Source organism: Pseudomonas sp. GW821-FHT02H06 (genome assembly GCF_059421525.1).
Window position 1 is genome coordinate 1 of the sequence record NZ_JBWKVD010000030.1, and the last position, 20,621, is coordinate 20,621.

The following is a 20,621-nucleotide window of genomic DNA, read 5'->3' on the forward strand; positions in this document are numbered from 1 at the left end:
GCAAGCACCCTTGGTTACTTGGGGTGCTTTTCCAAGTAACTCGCCGAAGGCGAAACGTCTGCCCCCAGGCAGACGCTTGTGATCTTGATCTTAAAGATCTTGATCAGAGCGGCAGCGATACCCGAAACATCGACCCCGCCCCTTCCTCGCTCTCGACACTGATCCGCCCGCCATGAGCGCTGACAATCTGATCGGAAATGAACAACCCAAGACCAAGCCCCGCCACCGCATGACTGGCCGCGACCCGCTCGAACTGCTGAAAAATACGCTTCTGGTTTTCCGCGCTGATCCCGATCCCGTGATCGCGCACCTCCACCCGCGCCTCGCCAGCCTCGCTGTAGACCCGCAACTCGATCGGCTTGTGCGCCCCGTAGCGCAATGCATTGGTCAACAGATTCGCCACCACCTGCTCGATGCGAAACTCATCCCACACCCCAATCACCGGCGTGTCAGCGTGAAGCGTCACCACACTGCCGGCGGCGGCGATCTGCGCGGAATAGCTTTCCACCAGATTGACCACCAGCTCCGACAAATCAAAGGGACTGGTACGAATCGACAACTTGCCCGTACGAATCCGCGACACATCGAGCATGTCTTCGATCAGCCGTATCAGACTCTGGATCTGCCGCTCATCGCGATCCACCATGGCCCGGAGCTTTTCCATGGTGAACGCCGACGCGTTGTCCTTGGCCAGGTGCAACTTGCGCAGCTGGGTTTCGAGAATCAGGCCGTTTAGCGGCGTCCGTACCTCGTGGGAGACGATCGACATAAAGTCATCGCGCATGCGGATCGCACGCTCCAGCTCGCTCTGCGTCGATTTCAGCTCGCGCATCAGCGCTTCCTGCTCCGCGCGGCTGCGTTCGAGCTCTTCGAGCTGCTGCTTCAGGGCCTTGCGCTGGCGATACAAATCGACGAAGACGTTGACCTTGCTCTTCACCGCATGAATGTCGAGGGGCTTGTGCAGGAAATCCACGGCACCGCTTTCATAGCCCTTGAACGCGTAATTCAGCTCGCGCCCGGCGGCACTGACGAACACGATGGGAATGTTCTTGGTCTTCTCGGTGCTGCGCATCAGCTCGGCGAGTTCGAAGCCGTTCATCCCCGGCATCTGCACGTCGAGAATCGCCATCGCAAACTCGTGCTCGAGCAACAACGACAACGCCTCGTCTGCGGACAACGCCTTGAACACCTGACGGTCCTCGCGCTTGATCAGCGCTTCGAGGGCGAGCAGGTTCTCAGGCAGATCATCCACGATCAGCAGTTTGGCTTTGATTTCACTCAGCATGCAATTCGTTCCAGCTCGACAAGCAAGGACCCGATGTCGGGCAAAGGCAAAAGAAAATCCGGCGTATGAAGGGCAAGCGCCGCTTCGGGCATGGCCCGCGCGAGCGCCTGGGCCGGGTCCTGGACCACGGTCAGACCACCGTACTCCTTGATTCGTGCCGTGCCGCGCGCGCCATCGCTGTTTGCACCGGTCAGCAACACGCCTGCCAGCCGTTCACCATAGGCGTCTGCAGCCGATTCGAACAGGATGTCGATGCTCGGGCGCGAATGATGCACCCGTTCCTCCTGACTCAAGGACAGACTGAAATCTTTCTCGATCGACAGGTGATAACTCGGCCCGGCGAAATACAGCGTGCCGGGCTTGATGGTTTCTTTATCGTCCGCTTCCTTGACCGGGATCGCCAGGTTCACGGCAAAAACCTCGGCCAACTGACTGCGACGCTGGTCCGGCACGTGGAGCACCGCGAGGATCGGCAAGCGAAAGCCTCTGGGCAGCGTACGGAAAATCTTCAGCAGCGCTTCGACACCACCGGCGGATGCGCCGACCACAATCGCGTCCACCGCCGGCAGCGCGGGTTGCTCCGGGGTGTTGCCGGGAAACGACGTTCTCATGATTTGCGGTAGATCCGCTCGTGTTTGACCAGAGGGTCGAACTGGTTTTTGTACCCGGAAAAGTCGAGGGTTTCCTTGCTGCCCAGCACGAGGAAGCCGCGGTGGCACAGGGACTCATGGAACAGCCCGAACGCGCGGTCCTGCAGCTTCTTGTTGAAATAGATCAGCACGTTTCGGCAGGAAATCAACTGGGTCTCGGAGAACACGCTGTCGGTTGCCAGGCTGTGGTCGGCAAAGGTCACGTTCTCACGCAGGGTCTTGTCGAAGATCGCGTAATCGTAGGCCGCAGTGTAGTACTCGGAAAACAGCCGCTTGCCGCCAGCCTTCAGGTAGTTCTCGTTGTAGCCGCGCATGTTTTCCATGGAGAAGATGCCCTGCTTGGCCTTCTCCAGGGAATGGGGATTGATGTCAGTGGCGTAGATGATCGTGCGTTCAAGCAGCCCTTCCTCGCGCAGCAGGATCGCCATCGAGTAGACCTCCTCCCCGGTGCTGCACCCGGCAATCCAGATTTTCACCGACGGGTAGGTCTTCAGCAACGGGACGACTTCTTCGCGGATGGCCAGGAAGTGCGTCGGGTCGCGGAACATCTCGCTGACCGGAATCGTCAGGAACTGCAGCAGCTGCATGAACGCCGAAGGGTCATGCAGCACGCGCTCCTGCAACGCGGAAATGGTCTTCAGTTCAAACTGACGCAACGCGTGGGTGACCCGTCGTTTCACCGACGCCCCCGAGTAATCGCGGAAATCGTAGCTGTACTTCAAGTAGATCGCTTCAATCAGCAAGCGCAACTCGATATCGGCGTCTCGTTCAGGCATCGGCAACACTCATGGTCGGGCAACGGGCGGTCAATTGATCCGATCCATTCAGATACGTTCCATCTTCGGCAGCCACACGCGAATCAGCGAGAACAGCCGGTCCAGATCGATCGGCTTGGCCAGATAGTCATTCGAACCCGCCTGCAGGCAGCGATCCTGGTCATCTTTCATGGCCTTGGCGGTCACGGCAATGATCGGCAGCTTGCGCCAGCGGGGGTTCTTGCGGATCTCGATGGTGGCTTCGTAGCCGTCCATTTCCGGCATCATCACGTCCATCAGCACCAGGTCGATGTCATCGACGGTATTGAGTTTCTCGATCGCTTCCAGTCCATTGCGCCCGACTTCGACGATCGCGCCCTTGTGCTCCAGCGCGCTGGTCAGGGCGAAGATGTTGCGCACGTCGTCGTCGACCACCAGAATCTTGCGCCCTTCGAAAACACGATCGCGACTGCGCGCGGTCTTGAGCATCTTCTGGCGCTCGTTCGACAGCTGCGACTCGACCTTGTGCAGGAACAGCGTCACCTCGTCGAGCAGGCGCTCCGGCGAACGCGCACCTTTGATGATGATGGTGCGCGAGTACTTCAGCAGCTCGGCTTCTTCATCACGGGTCAGGTTGCGCCCGGTGTAGACGATGACCGGCGGGAACGCGCAGATCTCGTCGGTGGACATGCGCTTGAGCAGCTCGTTGCCGAGCATGTCCGGCAGTTTCAGGTCGATGATCATGCAGTCGTAGGCGTTGTCGCGCAGCAGGTCGAGGGCATCCTGAGCGAACCCGACCGCGGTGATCTCGATGTCGTCGTCGCCGATCAGACGCGCGATGCTGTCACGCTGCAAAGCATCGTCTTCCACCAGCAGAATGCGTTTGACCTTCTGCGTCAGCTTGGCTTCGAGGCGGGCGAAGACGTCCTTGAGTTCCTCGCGGGTGGTCGGCTTGACGGCGTAGCCGATGGCGCCCATTTGTAGCGCGGCTTCCTGACGGTCTTCGACGGAAATCACGTGCACCGGGATGTGCCGGGTGCTCGGCAGCTCCTTCAGGCGTTGCAGCACCGTCAGGCCGGAATGGTCCGGCAGGCGCATGTCCAGCAGGACCGCATCCGGCACGAAAGAGGACGCCAGATCGAAGCCTTCGTCGGCGGCGTGGGCCACCAGGCAGTTGTAGCCCAGCTCATGGGCCAGGTCATAGAGGATCTGCGCAAAGCGCACTTCGTCTTCGATCACCAGAATGCAGCGTTTACTGAACGGCGCTTTTTCACGGTCATCGGCAAAACGCGGAATCGGCGCTGCGGGAGGTGCAGACCTGGCGGGAGTTGGCGTCGGTGGGGTGACGCGCGCCACAACGGGCGCAGGCTGCACGGCAATCACCGGTGCCTCGGCGTACTGCGAAGGCTCCTGCTCGACGTACTCTTCCGGCAGCACCAGGGTGAAAATACTGCCCTGCCCCGGCGCGCTGGTCACGCTGATCGAGCCGCCAAGCAGGCGCGCCAGATCCCGGGAAATGGACAGACCCAGGCCGGTGCCGCCGTAGCGGCGATTGGTGGTGCCATCGGCCTGACGGAACGCTTCGAAAATGCTTTCCTGCTGCTCCTCGGCGATGCCGATGCCGGAGTCTCGAACGGTGAAGGCGACGCCTTCGCCGGGCTGCCGCGACACGGTCAGGCTGACCGCGCCGCTTTCGGTGAACTTGATCGCGTTGGACAGCAGGTTCTTGAGGATCTGCTCCAGGCGCTGGCGATCGGTGTACAGCGACACCGGTGTGCCGGATTGAATCTCCACCGAAAATTCCAGCTTCTTCTCGGCCGCAAGCGGTTCGAAGGTCATGCGCAGGCCGTCAACCAGACGGCTGACGCTGCTGTTTTCCGGACGCATGTCCAGCTTGCCGGCTTCGACCTTGGAAATATCCAGAATGTCGTTGATCAGGTTGAGTAAATCGTTGCCGGCCGAGTAGATCGATTCTGCGAACTTGACTTGCTCTTCGGAGAGGTTGTCCTGGGGGTTTTCCGCCAGCAGCTTGGCCAGAATCAGCGAGCTGTTAAGCGGCGTGCGCAGCTCGTGGGACATGTTGGCAAGGAATTCGGATTTGTATTTGCTGGAGCGCTGCAACTCGTCGGCGCGGGCTTCGAGCTCAATCTGGGCGATGTGCAATTCTTCGTTATTGCGGTCCAGGGCGTCACGCTGGTCAGCGAGTGCCTTGCCCTGCTCGGCCAACTGCTCGTTGGTCTGCTCCAGCTCCGCCTGCTGGGTTTCCAGGTGGGCCTGGGATTCCTTGAGGATCCGCGACTGCTCCTCCAGCTCCTCGTTGGCGGTGCGCAGTTCTTCCTGCTGCACCTGGAGCTCTTCGTTGAGCTGCTGGGTTTCGGCGAGCACTTCCTGCAAGCGCTGACGATAGCGCGCGGCCTCGATGGAGGTGCCGACGTTCTCGGCGACCAGTTCGAGAAACTCCAGGTCACGGGGGGTCAGCTCGCGAAGGAAGCCCAGTTCGATCACGCCGTTGACGTGGTCATCGTTGCTGGTCGGCACCACCACGACGCTGCGCGGCGAACCTTCGCCCAGGCCGGAGGTGACTTTGAAGTAGTCCTGAGGGACGTTGTCCAGGGTGATGATCTGATCCTGCTCTGCCGCCTTGCCGACCACCCCTTCACCGCTGTAGATCGACTGCTCGTGCTGCTCCTGCTCCCGGGAGAAACCATAGGAAGCGACGCGCACCAGACCACCGTGCTCCTGGCGCACGTACACCGCGGCCACCACGGCGCCCAGGTATTGGGCGAAGAAATGCAGCACGTTGCGGCCCAGCAGATTGAGGGTGAGCTGGCCGATGACCTGCTCGGCCAGTTCGCTCTGACCGTTGCGCAGCCAGGCGACGTGGGACAAGCGATCCGCGTCCAGCTGTTGGGCCTTGAGGTTCGCGGCGTAGGTATTGGACAGCGTGGTCATGTCGCGACGGCCGACCCAGGCAAGGATCCCGCTGACGATCAGAATGAACGCGATGTACAGGGAGACCGACATCACCGTGGTGTGGGTCACGTCGGTGTTGCGTGTCAGTCGCAGCTGATGCTCAACGTTGGCTGCCAGTTCGTATTGGTCACGCATCTCGTCCGCCAGGCGCTTGCCACGACGGTCCTTGATCGGCGTCTGGTAGTCGCCGCCGGTGCGCCGCAGGGTGATCATCTCCTGAGCAAACTCGTTCCACGATGATTGCAGCGCGGCCAGGCGCTTGAAGCGGTCGACCTGATCCGGGTTGTCGGCGACCAGCTCTTCAAGCCCTTGGAGCTCGCTCATGATGGCCGGTTTGGCGACTTCGTAGGGGTCAAGAAAACGCTCATCCCCGGTCAGCAGGAAGCCGCGCATCCCGGTTTCCATGTCCACCGAGAGCTTGAGCGAGCGATTGATATTGTTGATCACCCGGTCGGTGTGTTCGACCCACTGGATCGCCGACAACAAGTAGGAAATCAGAATGACAAAGAAGGCCGCACTCAGTACACCGACGGCCAAAGGTAAACTGACGTTGCGGCTTAACAGTTTGCGGAAACGTTGCTCATCGACTGCAGAGTGGGTGATCATCGCAAGGGCTCAGGCGGATTCGTCTAAACGACGGAGTTTGCCGCAAATCGCGGCAAAAACTCCAGCATCTGACGTAGAAGGTTGAATTTTCTGACAATAGATAGAGAACAACCGGGCTCGCACTGTACATTTGAGTGCAATCCAAAAGCCACTACACTCAATTGAATCGTGTTGTTGCGTCGCGGAACTTGTCACAATTGCGCCCGCAGCGAAACGCTGTATATCCCCTATGCCGTGCGATGCGCTCCCTGCCTAATTAAGGAACTTTTCATGTCCGATTCACCCCGCACGATTCTGGTGGTCGAAGATGACAACATCGTCAGGATGTTGATTGTCGACGTCCTCGAGGAGCTTGAGTACACCGTGCTGGAAGCAGCCGACGCCGCCGAGGCCCTTGCGTTTCTGAACAACGCTGACCAGACCATCGATCTGATGATGACCGACCTGGGCCTGCCCGACATGAACGGTAAAGACCTCGCAAATCGGGCACGTGAGATTCGCCCCGACATCCCGGTGCTGTTCGCCAGTGGCTACGCGGATTCTGTTGATGTGCCGGAGGGCATGCACAATATCGGCAAGCCGTTTTCCATCGACCAGCTGCGTGACAAGGTGAAGGGCATCCTTGGCAACTGAGCATCTGACGCAGCGCCCCTCGATCCATGTGCTGATTATCGGCTACGTCTGGCCAGAGCCGCGATCGTCAGCGGCCAGCGGCCATGTCATGCAGCTGATCGACTGTTTTCTCGAACAGGGCTGGCAGATCACCTTCGCCAGCGCCGCCACCGAAGGCGAGCACAAGGCCGATCTCGCCGCATTGGGCATCACCGAAGTCGCCATCGCCCTCAATCACAGCAGCTTCGACGCCTTCATCAGTGAGCTGCAGCCCGACGTGGTGTTGTTCGACCAGTTCCTGATGGAAGAGCAATTCGGCTGGCGGGTGGAAAAACACTGCCCGAACGCCATCCGTCTGCTGGAGAGTTCCGACCTGCAGAGCCTGCGCCATGCCCGTCATCAGGCGGTCAAGGAACGGCTCGACGGCAAGCCAGATGCTGACCTGACTGACTATTTTCAGTCGTCACGGGATCAGCTGTTCACCCGGATGGCAACCACTGACCTGGCCCAGCGCGAGATCGCCGCCATCCACCGCAGTGACCTGAGCCTGATGGTGTCGGATGTCGAAATCGGCCTGCTGACCGAGCGGTTTTCAGTGCCCGCCGCCCAATTGCATTGGGTACCGCTGCTTGTGAGGGAGGTGCCAGATGGCGCTCGCTCCTTTGAAGAGCGGGCGCATTTCATCACCATCGGCAACTTCCGCCACGCGCCGAACTGGGATGCGGTGCTGTGGCTGAAAAACACCGTCTGGCCGCTGATTCGCGCGCAGCTGCCCGCCGCTCAGGTTCATGTGTACGGCGCGTATACGCCGCCCAAGGCCGCAGCGCTGCATAACGCCGCCCAGGGGTTTCACATCATGAACTGGGCTGAAGATGCGCTGGAGGTGATGGGTGCGGCGCGGATTTCCCTTGCACCATTGCGATTCGGCGCGGGGATCAAGGGCAAGATCATCGACGCCATGGTCTGCGGCACGCCGACCGTCACCACGCCCATCGGTGCCGAAGCCATGCACGGCGAGCTGGCGTTTCCCGGAGCCGTGGCCTGCGATGCGCGGGGGCTGGCTGACGCGGCCGTCAGCCTCTACACCGATCAGGCGCGCTGGCAACAGGCGCAACGGGACGGCTGGCAACTGCTGCCGGCGCGCTTTGGCCATGATCGCCATTGCGCCGCGCTCATCGAACGCATCCTCGGGTTGCGTGACACGCTCCAGGCCCATCGCACGGCCAACTTCACCGGCGCCATGCTTCGCCACCATCAGCACAAGAGCACGCAATACATGTCGCAGTGGATCGAAGCTAAAAATAGAAACGCTTGAGGCATTGTGTCTAGCGGACGGCGCGGCGCAGCAGGTAGGTGTCCATGATCCAGCCCTTCTGCGCTCGCGCTGTTTCACGCGCCTGACGTATCTGCGCGCTGACATCATGCAGCGGGCCTGAAATAAGCATCTCGTCAGGGGTGCCCAGGTAAGCGCCCCAATAGATATGCAGATCCTGATCGACGAACCGCTCGAAGGTGCAATGGGCGTCGAGCATCACCACGCTGTTGCTGATCTGCTCGCCCTGCTCCGCTGCAAGCTCCCGGCCGGTGGTGATGTGGATCGGCTCGCCAATGCGGTTCAGGCCGATGCGATGCCCGGCGGCCAGCGCCTGCACGCTGGTGATGCCGGGGATGACTTCATAGTCAAATGACTCGCGATCCCGGGCGAGCACCTGGTCGAGAATCCGCATCGTGCTGTCGTACAGCGCCGGGTCGCCCCACACCAGAAACGCCCCGGTCTGGCCGGCCTTTACTTCATCGGCAATCAACTGCTCGAACAGCACGGCGCGTTGCTCGTGCCAGTGTTCGATCCCGCTGCGGTAAGACGGCGAATCGCCCTTGCGCCTCGGATCGCTCACCTGCACCAGACGATAGTCATGCCCCTCGATATAGCGCTCGCAAATGTCCCGGCGTAACGCCAGCAGGTCGTCATTGGCGTAGCCCTTGTCGAGGATGAAAAACACTTGGGTGCGATTCAGCGCCTTGATCGCCTGAACGGTGATGTGCTCGGGATTGCCCGCGCCAATGCCAATCACAAGGATTTTTTTCATGGGGTGGCGGCTCTCTGGAGGCGTTCGCGGAAGGTGCTCGCAACGCCGCAGCTAAGCGGCATTGCGCGGACTTATTCGTGCAGCTCGCGCAACGCCGCTGTTGCCAGGAATCCCGAACGCGATCGGTAACGTTGATCGCTCCTGACGCGGGCATCGATGCGTTCCAGCAGCACTTCCGGCAGCGTCGCATTGAACCGCACCGAGCGGCCAAAATACGGCGTCACGTCAAATTCGACCACAGCCCACACGCCTCCTTGATAGTCCGGGTTATTGATATGCGCGTCGATGTCCATCGGCTGCGGCAGCGCCTCGCCATCAGCGACCAGCCCTTCAAAGTGCAGCGCCAGGGCTTCTTTCACATTGTCCAGCGCCTGGCCAATGGTCGCGCCAGCGGAAAAACATCCCGAGATATCAGGCACGGTGACGCCGTACACCGAGTCGGGATCCTTGTGTAAAACGACGGGTAATTTCATGCTTTATCCTTCCGAGCTCATTCGCGTTGGGACATTCATTTGAGGCCGGCCTGTTTCAATATGCTGTGAACCGTCCCTTTTGGCAGGTCATCCTTGGGATGAGGAACCGTGACGCGTCCCTTTTTTAACGGGTGCTTGTATTGGCGATGACTGCCTTTGACCTCGACCACATACCAACCATCGTCCTCGACCATTCTGATCATGTCCCTGCTCCGCATCAGCCTATCCCTTTGTTGACTGATGTGGATAGTACACATCGAACTTTCATGCGCCACTTCGCGGAGAATTTTTTAAGCGACGGTATGTAACGTGGTCCCGAGGCGATCCTGCTCGCGCCCTCCCTGGCTGAAGACCTTCCCAATGACCCACTGCAGGCTTTTAGCCGGGAAGGCGTCGGACGTCACACCGCAGGATTGATGGCGCTCAAACCGGCCTCTTCCCGGCTGAAGCCGGTCCTACTGAAACACCGCGCTCACCTAGTGGGACTGGCTTAGTCGGGAACGCGTCGGACGTCACACCGCAGAATTAATGGTGCTCAGACTGGCCTCTTCCCGGCTAAAGCCCGGCCTGCGCGCCGCCAGTGAACTGGCACGGCCGGACGTGCTCGGGATTAATCGCGCCGGCACGACGGTTTTCATGGGGTTACAGTTCTCAAATGGCGCCTGGATGGGTAGCTGGCGATAGTGACCGCCCGCACCCTCGTCGCCAGCACGGGGGTTTGACCAGATACCCATATAGGTATAGATTCCCCAATGACAAAAGGATTTGAAAAGCCGCTTTTCTGGGTGGCCAGCAGTCGAAAGGACCTTATGACCATGCCTGCCGATGTTCAAGACACCATGGGATATGCGCTTTACCTCGCGCAGACCGGAAGCAAGCATTCCCATTGCAAACCGCTGAAGGGCTTTGGCCACGCCGGTGTGCTTGAGGTTGTAGAGGATTTTCATGGCAACACCTATCGCGCGGTTTACACATTGCGTTTCGGCGACGCGGTGTATGTGCTGCATTGTTTCCAGAAAAAATCGACAAAAAATATCAAGACGCCGCAAGCCGACATTGCTCTCATTAAAAATAGGCTGATGGCTGCCGAAGCCCATTGGACAGGACACAAACATGACTGAAATCGAACGCGGCACTGGCAATGTCTACAAAGACATTGGCGTCCCCAACCCGGAGGAGATGCTGGTCAAGGCTCAACTGGCCTCAGAGATCGGCAGCATTCTGAAGACCCGTCAATTAACCCAGATTCAAGCGGCGGAAATCCTCGGCATGCCGCAGCCCAAGGTGTCGGAGATGCTTCGCGGCAGGTTCAGAGGCATCAGCGAGACCAAAATGATTGATTGCCTGGCACGCCTCGGGCGTGACGTGCAGATCGTGGTCAAACCTGCACCGACGTCGCGGAAGGAAGGCCGGGTTGAGGTAGTCTTCGTTTAACGCCCGCATCTGTATTCCGCCCGGCAAATAGTGCACATTATTCCCACGCCACTCTCCAGACCGGCACACGCATGACCAAAACAACAAGAGTCACCGAACCTTCCTACGAGCTGATGGACGACCACAATGGCCTGTCGATCATCTACCGTGAGCATGGTTTCCCCTGCCCGCTGGTGCGCTGGCATTTCCACAAGGAATACGAGCTGCACCTGATCGTTGCCAGTTCCGGCAAGGTCTTCGTCGGTGATTACATCGGCAACTTTTACCCTGAGACCCTGTTCCTCACCGGCCCCAATCTTCCGCACAACTGGATCAGCCAGATCGAAGAAGATGAGGTCGTGCCCAAGCGCGACATGCTGGTGAATTTCACCGAAGAGCTGCTTGAAAGCGGCAATCAGGTCTTCGCCGAACTCAAGACCCTGGCGCCACTGCTCGAGCGCGCCCGGTACGGCATCGAATTCCGCTGCAAGCGCACCCTCCGCCAGGCCACCAAATTGATGCAGAAAATCGCCGACACCACGGGCATGACCCGCCTGGGGCATTTCTTCATTCTGTTGGAATTGCTGGCGGCCAGTGATGATTTCCAGCTGTTGTCGGGCACCACCGCCTCGCAGCTGTCCGACGATCACGCCGTGGAGCGCACCAACAAGGCCGTGGAATATATCTTCACCCACTACGCCCGCGAGTTGCCGCTGGAAGAAGTGGCAGAGTACCTGGGCATGAAGCCGACGTACTTTTCTCGGGTGTTCAAGCAGGCGACCGGTCGCTGCTTCGTCGAATTCGTCAATCGCCTGCGCATCAGCAAGTCCTGCGAACTGCTCGCCGACGGCGACCGGCCGGTGACGGATGTCTGCTTCGAGTCGGGTTTCAATAACATCTCCAACTTCAATCGGCGCTTCCAGAAGCTCAAAGGGATGACTCCCTCCCACTATCGCCGCCTCGCCGTACAGCGCCTGACCGAACAAAACCTGTACTGATTCGTTACCCGTTCGCACCCTTCAACTACGCTGGAACTGCCCCGCACCATGCGCGGGCGCAGTTCTACGACGTGGCCGGCTGAATTCCCGGTGCAAAAAAGTATCAGTTCAAGTGCGCCGCAGGATTTGTCAACCAGCGCGTACAAGGCTGTAATCAACTGACATTCTTCCTGGCCTCCGGAAGAAACAAAAACAATAACCAAGCTTCTGACGTCAGCATTGACGCAGAAGAGGAGTGATAAATGAAGACCTCTGCAAACGTTCTCCTTGCCGGTACCTGTCTGACCCTCCTGTCTCTCTGCACCACCGCCACAGCCGGTGAAGTCACCATCGCCACCGTCAACAACAGCGACATGATCCGCATGCAGCGGCTGTCCAAGACCTTCGAAGAACAGCACAAGGACATCAAGCTCAAGTGGGTCGTGCTGGAAGAGAATGTGCTGCGTCAGCGCCTGACCACCGACATCGCCACCAAGGGCGGCCAGTTCGACGTGCTGACCATCGGCATGTACGAAGCCTCACTCTGGGGCGCCAAGGGCTGGCTCAAGGAAATGAACGATCTGCCTGCGTCCTACGCGCTGGACGACGTATTTCCTTCGGTACGTGATGGCTTGTCGGTTGATGGCAAACTCTTCGCCCTGCCGTTCTATGCAGAAAGCTCGATCACCTACTACCGCAAAGACCTGTTCAAGGCCGCCGGCCTGACCATGCCGGAGCGTCCGACCTGGACGCAGATCTCCGAATTCGCCGACAAACTCACCGACAAGTCCAAGGAACAGTACGGCATTTGCCTGCGCGGCAAGGCCGGCTGGGGCGAGAACATGGCGCTGATCACCACCATCGCCAACTCCTTTGGCGCGCGCTGGTTCGACGAACAATGGAAGCCGCAATTCGACCAACCTGAATGGAAGAACGCGCTGACCTTCTACACCAACGTGATGAAGAAGGACGGCCCGCCCGGCGCTTCCAGCAACGGTTTCAACGAAAACCTCGCGCTGTTCAACAGCGGCAAATGCGCAATCTGGGTGGATGCCAGCGTCGCCGGCTCGTTCGTGACAGACAAATCCCAGAGCAAAGTGGCTGACAGCGTGGGCTTTACCTACGCGCCACACGAAGTGACCGACAAGGGCTCGGCATGGCTGTACTCGTGGGCACTGGCGATCCCGACCAGCGCGAAGAACGACAAGGACGCGCGCGCCTTCACCGAATGGGCCACGTCCAAAGAGTACGCCGCGCTGGTCGCCGAGAAAGACGGCGTGTCCAACGTGCCGCCAGGCACCCGCGCATCGACCTACACCGATGCCTACAAACAAGCCGCGCCGTTCGCCAATATCACCCTGGAATCCCTCAAGGCCGTCACGCCGAAAGCGCCGACCCTCAAGCCGGTGCCGTACGTGGGCATCCAGTTGGTGACCATCCCCGAGTTCCAGTCGATCGGCACCTCCGTCGGCCAACAGTTCTCGGCGGCACTGGTGGGCACCTCCAGCGTGGATCAGGCATTGACCAGCGCGCAAAGCGTGGCCGAGCGTGAAATGAAGCGCGCGGGTTACCCGAAAAAGGGCTGACACCCGCTGCTTGAAGGCGGCAGGCGCCGATTGCCTGCCGCCCACGTTCACGCTCACGCGTTTGCCCGGTTCGGAGTCGACATGAACACCTCAACCCTCACCCCACGCACCGCTGCGGCCGACGATAAGTCGTCCGTCAAAGGCAGCGTCACCAAGCCCGGCTGGTTTCTGGTCAGCCCCTCGGTGCTGTTGCTGCTGGTGTGGATGATCGTGCCGCTGGGCATGACCATCTACTTTTCGCTGATCCGCTACAACCTGCTCAACCCCGGCGAAAACGAATTCGTCGGGCTGGAGAACTTCGAATTCTTCGTCACCGACGCCGGCTTTCTGCCCGGCGCCATGAACACGCTGTTGCTGGTCGGCAGCGTGCTGGCCATCAGCGTGATCCTCGGCGTACTGATCTCGGCGCTGCTGGAGGCCAGTGAATTCCTCGGTCGCGGCATCGTCCGCGTGCTGCTGATTTCGCCGTTCTTCATCATGCCGACGGTCAGTGCGCTGATCTGGAAGAACCTGATTTTCCACCCGGTGTCCGGCATCCTCGCCTGGGTCTGGAAGCTGTTCGGCGCCCAGCCGGTGGACTGGTTGGCCAATTACCCGATGCTGTCGATCATCATCATTGTGTCGTGGCAGTGGCTGCCCTTCGCGATCCTGATTCTGATGACCGCCATGCAGTCCCTGGATCAGGAACAGAAAGAAGCGGCGCGTCTGGATGGTGCCGGCCCGATCGCGATCTTCTGGCACCTGACCCTGCCGCACCTGGCGCGCCCGATCGCCGTGGTGGTGATGATCGAAACGATCTTCCTGCTCTCGGTGTTTGCCGAAATCTTCACCACCACCAATGGCGGCCCGGGCTTCGCTTCGACCAATCTGGCGTACCTGATCTACAACCAGGCACTGCTGCAATTCGACGTGGGCATGGCATCAGCAGGCGGTTTGATTGCCGTCGTGATCGCCAACATTGCCGCAATCATCCTGGTACGGATGATCGGCAAAAACCTCACCGACAAGTCTTGAGGGCAAGGCCATGATGACGCTCAAACAATCCCGTCGCCTGCAAAGTGCCCTGCTGGGCACCTTGTCGTGGCTGATCGCGGCGCTGATTTTCTTCCCGATCTTCTGGATGGTCCTGACCAGCTTCAAGACCGAGATCGACGCGTTCGCCACGCCGCCGCAGTTCATTTTCACGCCGACCCTGGAAAACTACCTGCACATCCAGGAGCGCAGTGACTACTTCCACTTCGCCTGGAACTCGATCCTGATCTCTTTCAGCGCGACCATCCTGTGCCTGCTGATCGCGGTGCCGGCGGCCTACTCCATGGCGTTTTTCGAAACCAAACGGACCAAGGGCACGCTGCTGTGGATGCTCTCCACCAAGATGCTACCGCCGGTGGGCGTGCTGATGCCGATCTACCTGCTGGCCAAGACCTTTGGCCTGCTGGATTCGCGCATCGCGCTGATCGTGATCTACACGTTGATCAACCTGCCGATTGTGGTGTGGATGATTTACACCTACTTCAAGGACATTCCCGGAGAGATTCTCGAAGCCTCGCGGCTGGACGGCGCCACCACGCGTCAGGAAATCTTTCGCGTGCTGATCCCGATCTGCAAGGGCGGGCTGGCCTCGACGGCGCTGCTGTCACTGATCCTGTGCTGGAACGAGGCGTTCTGGTCGCTGAACCTGACCTCCTCGAATGCCGCACCGCTGACTGCGCTAATCGCCTCGTATTCAAGCCCTGAAGGCTTGTTCTGGGCCAAGTTGTCGGCTGTGTCGACCCTGGCCTGCGCACCGATCCTGATCTTCGGCTGGATCAGCCAGAAACAACTGGTTCGCGGGCTGTCGTTTGGTGCCGTGAAATAACCGAAACATGCTGGTTCCTACGCTGAGCGTGGGAACGATCCCGCAGGTAGATGCACACCGCCCGATATTCTTGAAGAATAAAACTGGAGCCCATCATGGCTAACCTGACAATCAGAAATCTGCAAAAAGGCTTCGACGGCCACCAGATCATCAAAGGCATCGACCTGGACGTGAAAGACCGCGAATTCGTGGTCTTCGTCGGTCCGTCGGGCTGTGGCAAATCCACCCTGCTGCGCCTGATCGCGGGCCTTGAAGACGTCACCAGCGGCAGCATCGAACTCGATGGCCGCGAGATCACTCAAGTAACACCGGCCAAGCGCGACCTGGCGATGGTGTTTCAGACCTACGCCCTGTACCCGCACATGACCGTCGGCAAAAACCTGTCGTTCGCGCTGGATCTGGCCGGCACGCCGAAGGCCGAGGTCAAGAAAAAGGTCGATGAAGCCGCGCGTATCCTCGAGCTCGGCCCGTTGCTGGAGCGCAAGCCCAAGCAGCTGTCGGGCGGTCAACGCCAGCGCGTCGCGATCGGTCGCGCCATCGTGCGCAACCCGAAAATCTTCCTGTTCGATGAACCCCTGTCCAACCTCGACGCCGCCCTGCGGGTGCAGACCCGGCTGGAATTGTCGCGCCTGCACAAAGAGCTGCAGGCTACGATGATCTACGTCACCCACGATCAGGTCGAAGCCATGACCCTGGCCGACAAGGTGGTCGTGCTCAACGGCGGTCGCGTTGAACAGGTGGGCTCGCCGCTGGAGCTGTACCACCACCCGGCCAACCTGTTCGTCGCGGGCTTTCTCGGCACGCCGAAAATGGGCTTCCTCAAGGGCATCATCAGCGGCGTCCAGGCCTCGGCCTGCGAAGTCACCCTGGACGCCGGGACGAAAGTGCTGCTGCCTTTCACCAACGCGCAACAGAGCGTCGGCGACTCAGTAACGCTGGGCATTCGTCCCGAGCATCTGGAGCTGGCCAACGAGGGTGATTGCCAGTTGACCGTCATCGCCGACGTCAGCGAACGCCTGGGCAGCGACACCTACTGCCACGTGCGCACCACCTCGGGCGAGCCGCTGACCATGCGTATTCGCGGGGACCTGGCCAGCCAGTACGGCGAAACCCTGAAACTGCACCTGAACAGCGCGCACTGCCACCTGTTCGACGCCCAGGGCCAGGTCATCCGCCGCGCGCTGCAGGCCGCTGCCTGAGTCATCGCCCATCACAGAATTCGGGAACACCGTCATGAAACTGAACAAGCAGAACCTCTCCAACCTGGGCGCCGGCATTGCCATCCCCGCCTACTCCCTCGATGAGCGCCGCCAGGGCATTGCTCACATCGGCGTCGGCGGTTTCCACCGCGCCCACCAGGCGTTTTACACCGATGCGCTGATGTCCCTCGGCGCCAATGAAGGCAGCGGCGAAGGCCTGGACTGGGCCATCTGCGGGGTCAGCCTGCGCGAAGAAGACCGCGGCAACTTCGAAGCGCTGAAGGGCCAGGACTTCCTCTACACGCTGTTCGAACTGGGCGACACCCCGGACACCGAAACCCGCGTGATCGGCGCCATGAGCCAGATGCTCATGTCCACCGACAGTGACCTGGCGCTGATCGACAAACTCGCCAGCGCCGACATTCGCATTGTCTCGCTGACCATCACCGAAGGCGGCTACTGCATCGACGACAGCACCGGCGAATTCATGAGTCACCTGCCGCAGATCCAGTACGACCTCGAACACCCCGCCACGCCAAAAACCGTGTTCGGTTACCTGTGCGCGGCACTGACTCGCCGCCGCGCGGAAGGTACACCGGCGTTCACCCTGATGTCGTGCGATAACCTGCCGCACAACGGCGCCGTGACCCGCAAGGCGCTGCTGGCCTTCGCCCAACTGCGCGACCCGGAGCTGCACGACTGGATCGCTGAAAACGTCAGCTTCCCCAACGCCATGGTTGACCGCATCACCCCGATGACCAGCACCGCCCACCGCCTGCAGCTGCATGACCAGAAAGGCATCGACGACGCCTGGCCGGTGGTCTGCGAACCCTTCGTGCAATGGGTGCTGGAAGACAAGTTCGTCAACGGCCGTCCGGCCTGGGAGAAGGTCGGCGTGCAGTTCACCGACGACGTGACCCCGTACGAAGAAATGAAAATCAAACTGCTCAACGGCAGCCACCTGGCGCTGACCTATCTGGGCGCGCTGAAGGGCTATCGCTTCGTCCACGAAACCATGAATGACCCGTTGTTCGTCGACTACATCCGCACCTACATGGATCTGGACGTCACCCCGCAACTGGCGCCGGTGCCGGGCATCGATTTGACCGAGTACAAACAGACCCTGATCGACCGCTTTTCCAATCAGGCCATCGCCGATCAGTTGGAGCGGGTGTGCTCCGACGGCTCGTCGAAATTTCCGAAATTCACCGTGCCGACCATCAACCGTTTGATCCTCGACGGCGGCAACATGGACCGAGCCTCGCTGGTGGTCGCGGCCTGGGCGCTGTACCTGCAGGGCAACCGCACGGGCGATTTCACCGGCGAGAACGGCGTGCCCTACACCGTGGTCGACCCACGCGCGGACTTCTGCAAGGCGCTGGTGGCCGATGACGTGCTGGTCACTCAGCGGCTGCTTGAAGTGGAAGAAATCTTCGGCGCGGCGATTCCCCAGTCCGCCGAGTTCGTGGCATCGTTCGAGCACAACCTGAACAGCCTGAAAGAACTGGGCGTCAGCAAAACCCTGGAAAACCTGTTGGCGAAAGCCGTCTGAGCTTCATAGCTAAAGAGGTGGGCATGTTTCTCGGCATCGATTGCGGCACCCAAGGCACCAAGGCGATTGTTCTGGATGCGGTCAGCGGCAAGGTTCTGGGCGAAGGCTCGGGTGCGCACCACATGATCAGCGGCGCCAACGGTCGCCGCGAACAGGATGTGCAGGAATGGCTCGATGCGTTCGAGCAGGCGACGGCGGCGGCGTTGCAGCAGGCCGGGGTGTCCGGTGCCAACATCCAGGCCATCGGCGTGTCCGGGCAGCAACATGGTCTGGTCATGCTCGATGACTCAGGCCGGGTGCTGCGCCCGGCCAAGCTATGGTGCGACACCGAATCCACCCCGGAAAACGATCGCCTGCTGGCGTATCTGGGCGGTGAAGCCGGTTCGCTGGAGCGCCTGGGTATTGCCATCGCGCCGGGCTATACGGTCTCCAAACTGCTGTGGAGCAAAGAGCAGTTCCCCGAACTGTTCGCCCGCATCGACAAGATCCTGCTGCCCCACGACTACCTCAATTACTGGCTGACCGGCCGCAGCTGCAGCGAGTTCGGCGATGCATCCGGTACCGGTTATTTCAATGTGCGCACCCGCGAATGGGACCTGGACATCCTTGAGCACATCGACGCCAGTGGCCGGCTGGTCAGGGCGCTCCCGGAACTGATCGAGGCGCACCAGCCGGTGGGCACGATTCTTCCTGCCATCGCCCAGCGGCTGGGCCTCAACCCGAAGGCCATCGTCTCCAGCGGCGGCGGCGACAATATGATGGGCGCCATCGGCACCGGCAATATCGCACCGGGCTCGATCACCATGAGCCTGGGTTCATCGGGCACGGTCTACGCCTTTGCCGACGCCGGCAACGTCAGTGCGCAGCCGTCAGTGGCGACCTTCTGTTCCTCGTCGGGCGGCTGGCTGCCGCTGATCTGCACCATGAACCTGACCAACGCCACCAGTGCCATCCGCGAGCTGTTCGCGCTGGACATCGGCGCCTTCAACGCGGCGGTCGCCTCCTCACCGATTGGCGCCCAGGGTGTGCTCGTGCTGCCGTTCCTCAACGGCGAACGCGTGCCCGCCCTGCCCCACGCCACCGGCAGCATTCTCGGGCTGGACAGCACCAACCTGACCCAGGCCAACCTGTGCCGCGCGGTGGTCGAGGGCACCACCTTCGGGCTGCGCTACGGTCTGGACCTGTTGCGTGACAGCGGCATTAAAAGCGATAACATCCGCCTGATCGGCGGCGGCGCTAAAAGCGCGATCTGGCGGCAGATCGTCGCCGACATCATGGACACGCCGGTCATCTGCACCACCGGCACCGAAGCGGCGGCACTGGGCGCAGCAATTCAGGCGGCGTGGTGTCATTCCCACGCCGATGCCGGGGGTGTCGGCGACGGCGAATCGCTGCAGGCGCTGACCGAGCGTTGCGTCAGCCTCGATCCGGCCAGCGAAACCCGGCCGGTTGCCGAACACGTTACGGCGTATCAGGCGGTTTATCAGCACTATCGCACTCAATTGCAGGGCCTCTGACGGACAGCCCCGTCGGCCTTTATGGAGCAACTATGTATCTGGTCTGTGGCGAAGCACTGTTCGACTTTTTCTGTCAGCCAGACAGCGGACAAAGAAACAAAGTGGGTTATCAAGCCATCGCCGGCGGTTCGCCGTTCAACGTCGCCGTGGGGCTGCGCCGGCTGGGCATCGATGCCGGGTTCTTCGCCGGCATCTCCAGCGATTACTTGGGCAAGCGCCTGTTGAAGGTGCTGGCGGAAGAAGGCGTGCGCGATGACTTTCTCGTGCACATCGACGCGCCGACTACGCTGTCGATGGTCGCCGTGGGTGCCGACGGTTCGCCGCAGTACAGTTTTCGCGGCGAAGGCTGCGCCGACCGGATGCTGAGCGTTGAGAGTCTGCCGACGCTGGACGACAGCGTGCGGGGCCTGCACGTGGGTTCGTTTTCGCTGGTGGTGCAGCCGATCGCCGACGCGCTGCTGATGCTGGTTCGGCGGGAAAGCGGCAAGCGGCTGATTACCTTCGATCCCAACGTGCGGCTGAATCCGGCGCCGAGCATCGAGCTGTGGCGCGGTCAGGTGGCGAAGTTTGCCGAGCACGCGCACATCATCAAGGTCAGTGATGAGGACCTGGAGCTGTTGTATCCGCAGAAGGACGCGGCGGCGGTGGCCGAGGGCTGGCTGAAGGACAATTGCCAGTGGGTGATCATGACCCGCGGGCGTGAGGGCGCGACGATATTTACGCGGGCGCTGGGTACGTGGTCGGTGGCGGCGCGCAAGGTGGAGACGGTGGATACGGTGGGTGCCGGTGATACGTTTCAGGCGGCGCTGATTGCGTTTCTGACGGAGCGGGGTCTGGATGCGCCAGCTGCTTTGGCGGGCGTAGATCGGGAGACGCTGACGAAGATGCTGGAGTTTGCGGTGGCGGCGGCGGCGGTGACCTGTACACGGGAGGGGCCGGATTTGCCCTATCGGGCGGAAGTGGTCTAGGCGACTGGCCTTTTTCCAGGATCAAGATCAAAAGCGTCTGCCTGGGGGCAGACTGTTTCGCCTTCGGCGAGTTACTTGGAAAAGCACCCCAAGTAACCAAGGGTGCTTGC

General features: G+C 60.6%; 19 protein-coding genes. 12 read left to right on the forward strand and 7 right to left on the reverse strand.

Features of this window, described 5'->3' with window-relative positions; translation table 11 throughout:
• Positions 1 to 103 precede the first annotated feature (103 nt).
• From AC07VF_RS25995 to AC07VF_RS26010, 4 genes are read right to left on the reverse strand one after another with little or no spacing between them, the layout of a single operon-like run.
• Positions 104 to 1,285, reverse strand: a complete 1,182-nt coding sequence (locus AC07VF_RS25995; RefSeq protein ID WP_495010130.1) for a hybrid sensor histidine kinase/response regulator — start codon at positions 1,283 to 1,285, stop codon at positions 104 to 106.
• Entirely contained in the window at positions 1,279 to 1,896 is a 618-nt protein-coding gene (locus AC07VF_RS26000) for a chemotaxis protein CheB (protein ID WP_282372601.1), read from the reverse strand. Before AC07VF_RS26000 ends, AC07VF_RS25995 begins: the two co-directional genes overlap by 7 nt.
• Complete coding sequence (locus AC07VF_RS26005) at positions 1,893 to 2,711, reverse strand: CheR family methyltransferase (protein WP_192172093.1); 819 nt, start codon at positions 2,709 to 2,711, stop codon at positions 1,893 to 1,895. The genes AC07VF_RS26000 and AC07VF_RS26005 overlap by 4 nt, the downstream gene beginning before the upstream one ends.
• 48 nt (positions 2,712 to 2,759) lie before the next feature.
• Positions 2,760 to 6,269, reverse strand: coding sequence for a response regulator (locus AC07VF_RS26010; RefSeq protein WP_495010131.1), 3,510 nt, complete (start codon positions 6,267 to 6,269; stop codon positions 2,760 to 2,762).
• Positions 6,270 to 6,539: 270 nt separating this feature from the next.
• Between AC07VF_RS26010 and AC07VF_RS26015 the strand changes: the two genes are divergently transcribed.
• Complete coding sequence (locus AC07VF_RS26015; RefSeq protein WP_192172095.1) at positions 6,540 to 6,902, forward strand: response regulator; 363 nt, start codon at positions 6,540 to 6,542, stop codon at positions 6,900 to 6,902.
• 28 nt (positions 6,903 to 6,930) lie between these two features.
• Positions 6,931 to 8,196, forward strand: a complete 1,266-nt coding sequence (locus AC07VF_RS26020) for a glycosyltransferase (protein WP_495010136.1) — start codon at positions 6,931 to 6,933, stop codon at positions 8,194 to 8,196.
• Positions 8,197 to 8,206: 10 nt separating this feature from the next.
• Here AC07VF_RS26020 and cobF read toward each other — a convergent pair whose 3' ends face one another.
• The 3 genes from cobF to AC07VF_RS26035 all read right to left on the reverse strand — a co-directional run bounded on the left by cobF (position 8,207) and on the right by AC07VF_RS26035 (position 9,659).
• On the reverse strand, positions 8,207 to 8,968 hold the full coding sequence (gene cobF / locus AC07VF_RS26025; RefSeq protein ID WP_495010132.1) for a precorrin-6A synthase (deacetylating): 762 nt from the start codon (positions 8,966 to 8,968) through the stop codon (positions 8,207 to 8,209).
• Between the two features lie 71 nt (positions 8,969 to 9,039).
• On the reverse strand, positions 9,040 to 9,441 hold the full coding sequence (locus AC07VF_RS26030; RefSeq protein ID WP_192172097.1) for a type II toxin-antitoxin system HicB family antitoxin: 402 nt from the start codon (positions 9,439 to 9,441) through the stop codon (positions 9,040 to 9,042).
• A gap of 35 nt (positions 9,442 to 9,476) precedes the next feature.
• Entirely contained in the window at positions 9,477 to 9,659 is a 183-nt protein-coding gene (locus tag AC07VF_RS26035; RefSeq protein ID WP_122534807.1) for a type II toxin-antitoxin system HicA family toxin, read from the reverse strand.
• A gap of 591 nt (positions 9,660 to 10,250) precedes the next feature.
• Here AC07VF_RS26035 and AC07VF_RS26040 point away from each other — a divergent pair.
• The 10 genes from AC07VF_RS26040 (at position 10,251) to AC07VF_RS26085 (ending at position 20,511) form a co-directional block, all read left to right on the forward strand.
• Entirely contained in the window at positions 10,251 to 10,562 is a 312-nt protein-coding gene (locus AC07VF_RS26040) for a type II toxin-antitoxin system RelE/ParE family toxin (RefSeq protein ID WP_495010137.1), read from the forward strand.
• Positions 10,555 to 10,875 carry a helix-turn-helix domain-containing protein gene (locus tag AC07VF_RS26045; RefSeq protein WP_282372596.1) on the forward strand — a complete coding sequence of 107 codons (321 nt, stop codon included), beginning with the start codon at positions 10,555 to 10,557 and terminating at the stop codon, positions 10,873 to 10,875. The genes AC07VF_RS26040 and AC07VF_RS26045 overlap by 8 nt, the downstream gene beginning before the upstream one ends.
• A 71-nt stretch (positions 10,876 to 10,946) precedes the next feature.
• Positions 10,947 to 11,852: an AraC family transcriptional regulator gene (locus tag AC07VF_RS26050; RefSeq protein ID WP_192172099.1), complete on the forward strand. Its 906-nt coding sequence runs from the start codon at positions 10,947 to 10,949 to the stop codon at positions 11,850 to 11,852.
• A gap of 242 nt (positions 11,853 to 12,094) precedes the next feature.
• Positions 12,095 to 13,417: an ABC transporter substrate-binding protein gene (locus AC07VF_RS26055; protein WP_192172100.1), complete on the forward strand. Its 1,323-nt coding sequence runs from the start codon at positions 12,095 to 12,097 to the stop codon at positions 13,415 to 13,417.
• An 81-nt stretch (positions 13,418 to 13,498) separates the two neighbouring features.
• Positions 13,499 to 14,431, forward strand: a complete 933-nt coding sequence (locus AC07VF_RS26060; RefSeq protein ID WP_192172101.1) for a carbohydrate ABC transporter permease — start codon at positions 13,499 to 13,501, stop codon at positions 14,429 to 14,431.
• Positions 14,432 to 14,441: 10 nt separating this feature from the next.
• Positions 14,442 to 15,275 carry a carbohydrate ABC transporter permease gene (locus tag AC07VF_RS26065; protein ID WP_065991391.1) on the forward strand — a complete coding sequence of 278 codons (834 nt, stop codon included), beginning with the start codon at positions 14,442 to 14,444 and terminating at the stop codon, positions 15,273 to 15,275.
• 95 nt (positions 15,276 to 15,370) lie between these two features.
• Entirely contained in the window at positions 15,371 to 16,474 is a 1,104-nt protein-coding gene (locus AC07VF_RS26070) for an ABC transporter ATP-binding protein (protein WP_192172102.1), read from the forward strand.
• A gap of 34 nt (positions 16,475 to 16,508) precedes the next feature.
• The gene (locus AC07VF_RS26075) at positions 16,509 to 18,026 is read left to right on the forward strand and encodes a mannitol dehydrogenase family protein (protein ID WP_495010133.1); all 1,518 of its coding nucleotides are present in this window, start codon (positions 16,509 to 16,511) and stop codon (positions 18,024 to 18,026) included.
• Positions 18,027 to 18,049: 23 nt separating this feature from the next.
• A complete protein-coding gene (gene xylB, locus AC07VF_RS26080; protein WP_495010134.1) occupies positions 18,050 to 19,543 on the forward strand; it encodes a xylulokinase in 1,494 nt (497 codons plus the stop codon).
• 32 nt (positions 19,544 to 19,575) lie between these two features.
• Positions 19,576 to 20,511, forward strand: coding sequence for a carbohydrate kinase family protein (locus AC07VF_RS26085; RefSeq protein ID WP_495010135.1), 936 nt, complete (start codon positions 19,576 to 19,578; stop codon positions 20,509 to 20,511).
• The last annotated feature ends 110 nt before the right edge of the window (positions 20,512 to 20,621 follow it).

Excerpts from the sequence above, each read along its gene's own strand:
- AC07VF_RS25995 (WP_495010130.1), bottom strand. The coding sequence starts at position 1,285 with ATGCTGAGTGAAATCAAAGCCAAACTGCTGATCGTGGATGATCTGCCT.
- AC07VF_RS26000 (WP_282372601.1), bottom strand. The coding sequence starts at position 1,896 with ATGAGAACGTCGTTTCCCGGCAACACCCCGGAGCAACCCGCGCTGCCG.
- AC07VF_RS26005 (WP_192172093.1), bottom strand. The coding sequence starts at position 2,711 with ATGCCTGAACGAGACGCCGATATCGAGTTGCGCTTGCTGATTGAAGCG.
- AC07VF_RS26010 (WP_495010131.1), bottom strand. The coding sequence starts at position 6,269 with ATGATCACCCACTCTGCAGTCGATGAGCAACGTTTCCGCAAACTGTTA.
- AC07VF_RS26015 (WP_192172095.1), top strand. The coding sequence starts at position 6,540 with ATGTCCGATTCACCCCGCACGATTCTGGTGGTCGAAGATGACAACATC.
- cobF (WP_495010132.1), bottom strand. The coding sequence starts at position 8,968 with ATGAAAAAAATCCTTGTGATTGGCATTGGCGCGGGCAATCCCGAGCAC.
- AC07VF_RS26030 (WP_192172097.1), bottom strand. The coding sequence starts at position 9,441 with ATGAAATTACCCGTCGTTTTACACAAGGATCCCGACTCGGTGTACGGC.
- AC07VF_RS26035 (WP_122534807.1), bottom strand. The coding sequence starts at position 9,659 with ATGCGGAGCAGGGACATGATCAGAATGGTCGAGGACGATGGTTGGTAT.
- AC07VF_RS26040 (WP_495010137.1), top strand. The coding sequence starts at position 10,251 with ATGACCATGCCTGCCGATGTTCAAGACACCATGGGATATGCGCTTTAC.
- AC07VF_RS26045 (WP_282372596.1), top strand. The coding sequence starts at position 10,555 with ATGACTGAAATCGAACGCGGCACTGGCAATGTCTACAAAGACATTGGC.
- AC07VF_RS26050 (WP_192172099.1), top strand. The coding sequence starts at position 10,947 with ATGACCAAAACAACAAGAGTCACCGAACCTTCCTACGAGCTGATGGAC.
- AC07VF_RS26055 (WP_192172100.1), top strand. The coding sequence starts at position 12,095 with ATGAAGACCTCTGCAAACGTTCTCCTTGCCGGTACCTGTCTGACCCTC.
- AC07VF_RS26060 (WP_192172101.1), top strand. The coding sequence starts at position 13,499 with ATGAACACCTCAACCCTCACCCCACGCACCGCTGCGGCCGACGATAAG.
- AC07VF_RS26065 (WP_065991391.1), top strand. The coding sequence starts at position 14,442 with ATGATGACGCTCAAACAATCCCGTCGCCTGCAAAGTGCCCTGCTGGGC.
- AC07VF_RS26070 (WP_192172102.1), top strand. The coding sequence starts at position 15,371 with ATGGCTAACCTGACAATCAGAAATCTGCAAAAAGGCTTCGACGGCCAC.
- AC07VF_RS26075 (WP_495010133.1), top strand. The coding sequence starts at position 16,509 with ATGAAACTGAACAAGCAGAACCTCTCCAACCTGGGCGCCGGCATTGCC.
- xylB (WP_495010134.1), top strand. The coding sequence starts at position 18,050 with ATGTTTCTCGGCATCGATTGCGGCACCCAAGGCACCAAGGCGATTGTT.
- AC07VF_RS26085 (WP_495010135.1), top strand. The coding sequence starts at position 19,576 with ATGTATCTGGTCTGTGGCGAAGCACTGTTCGACTTTTTCTGTCAGCCA.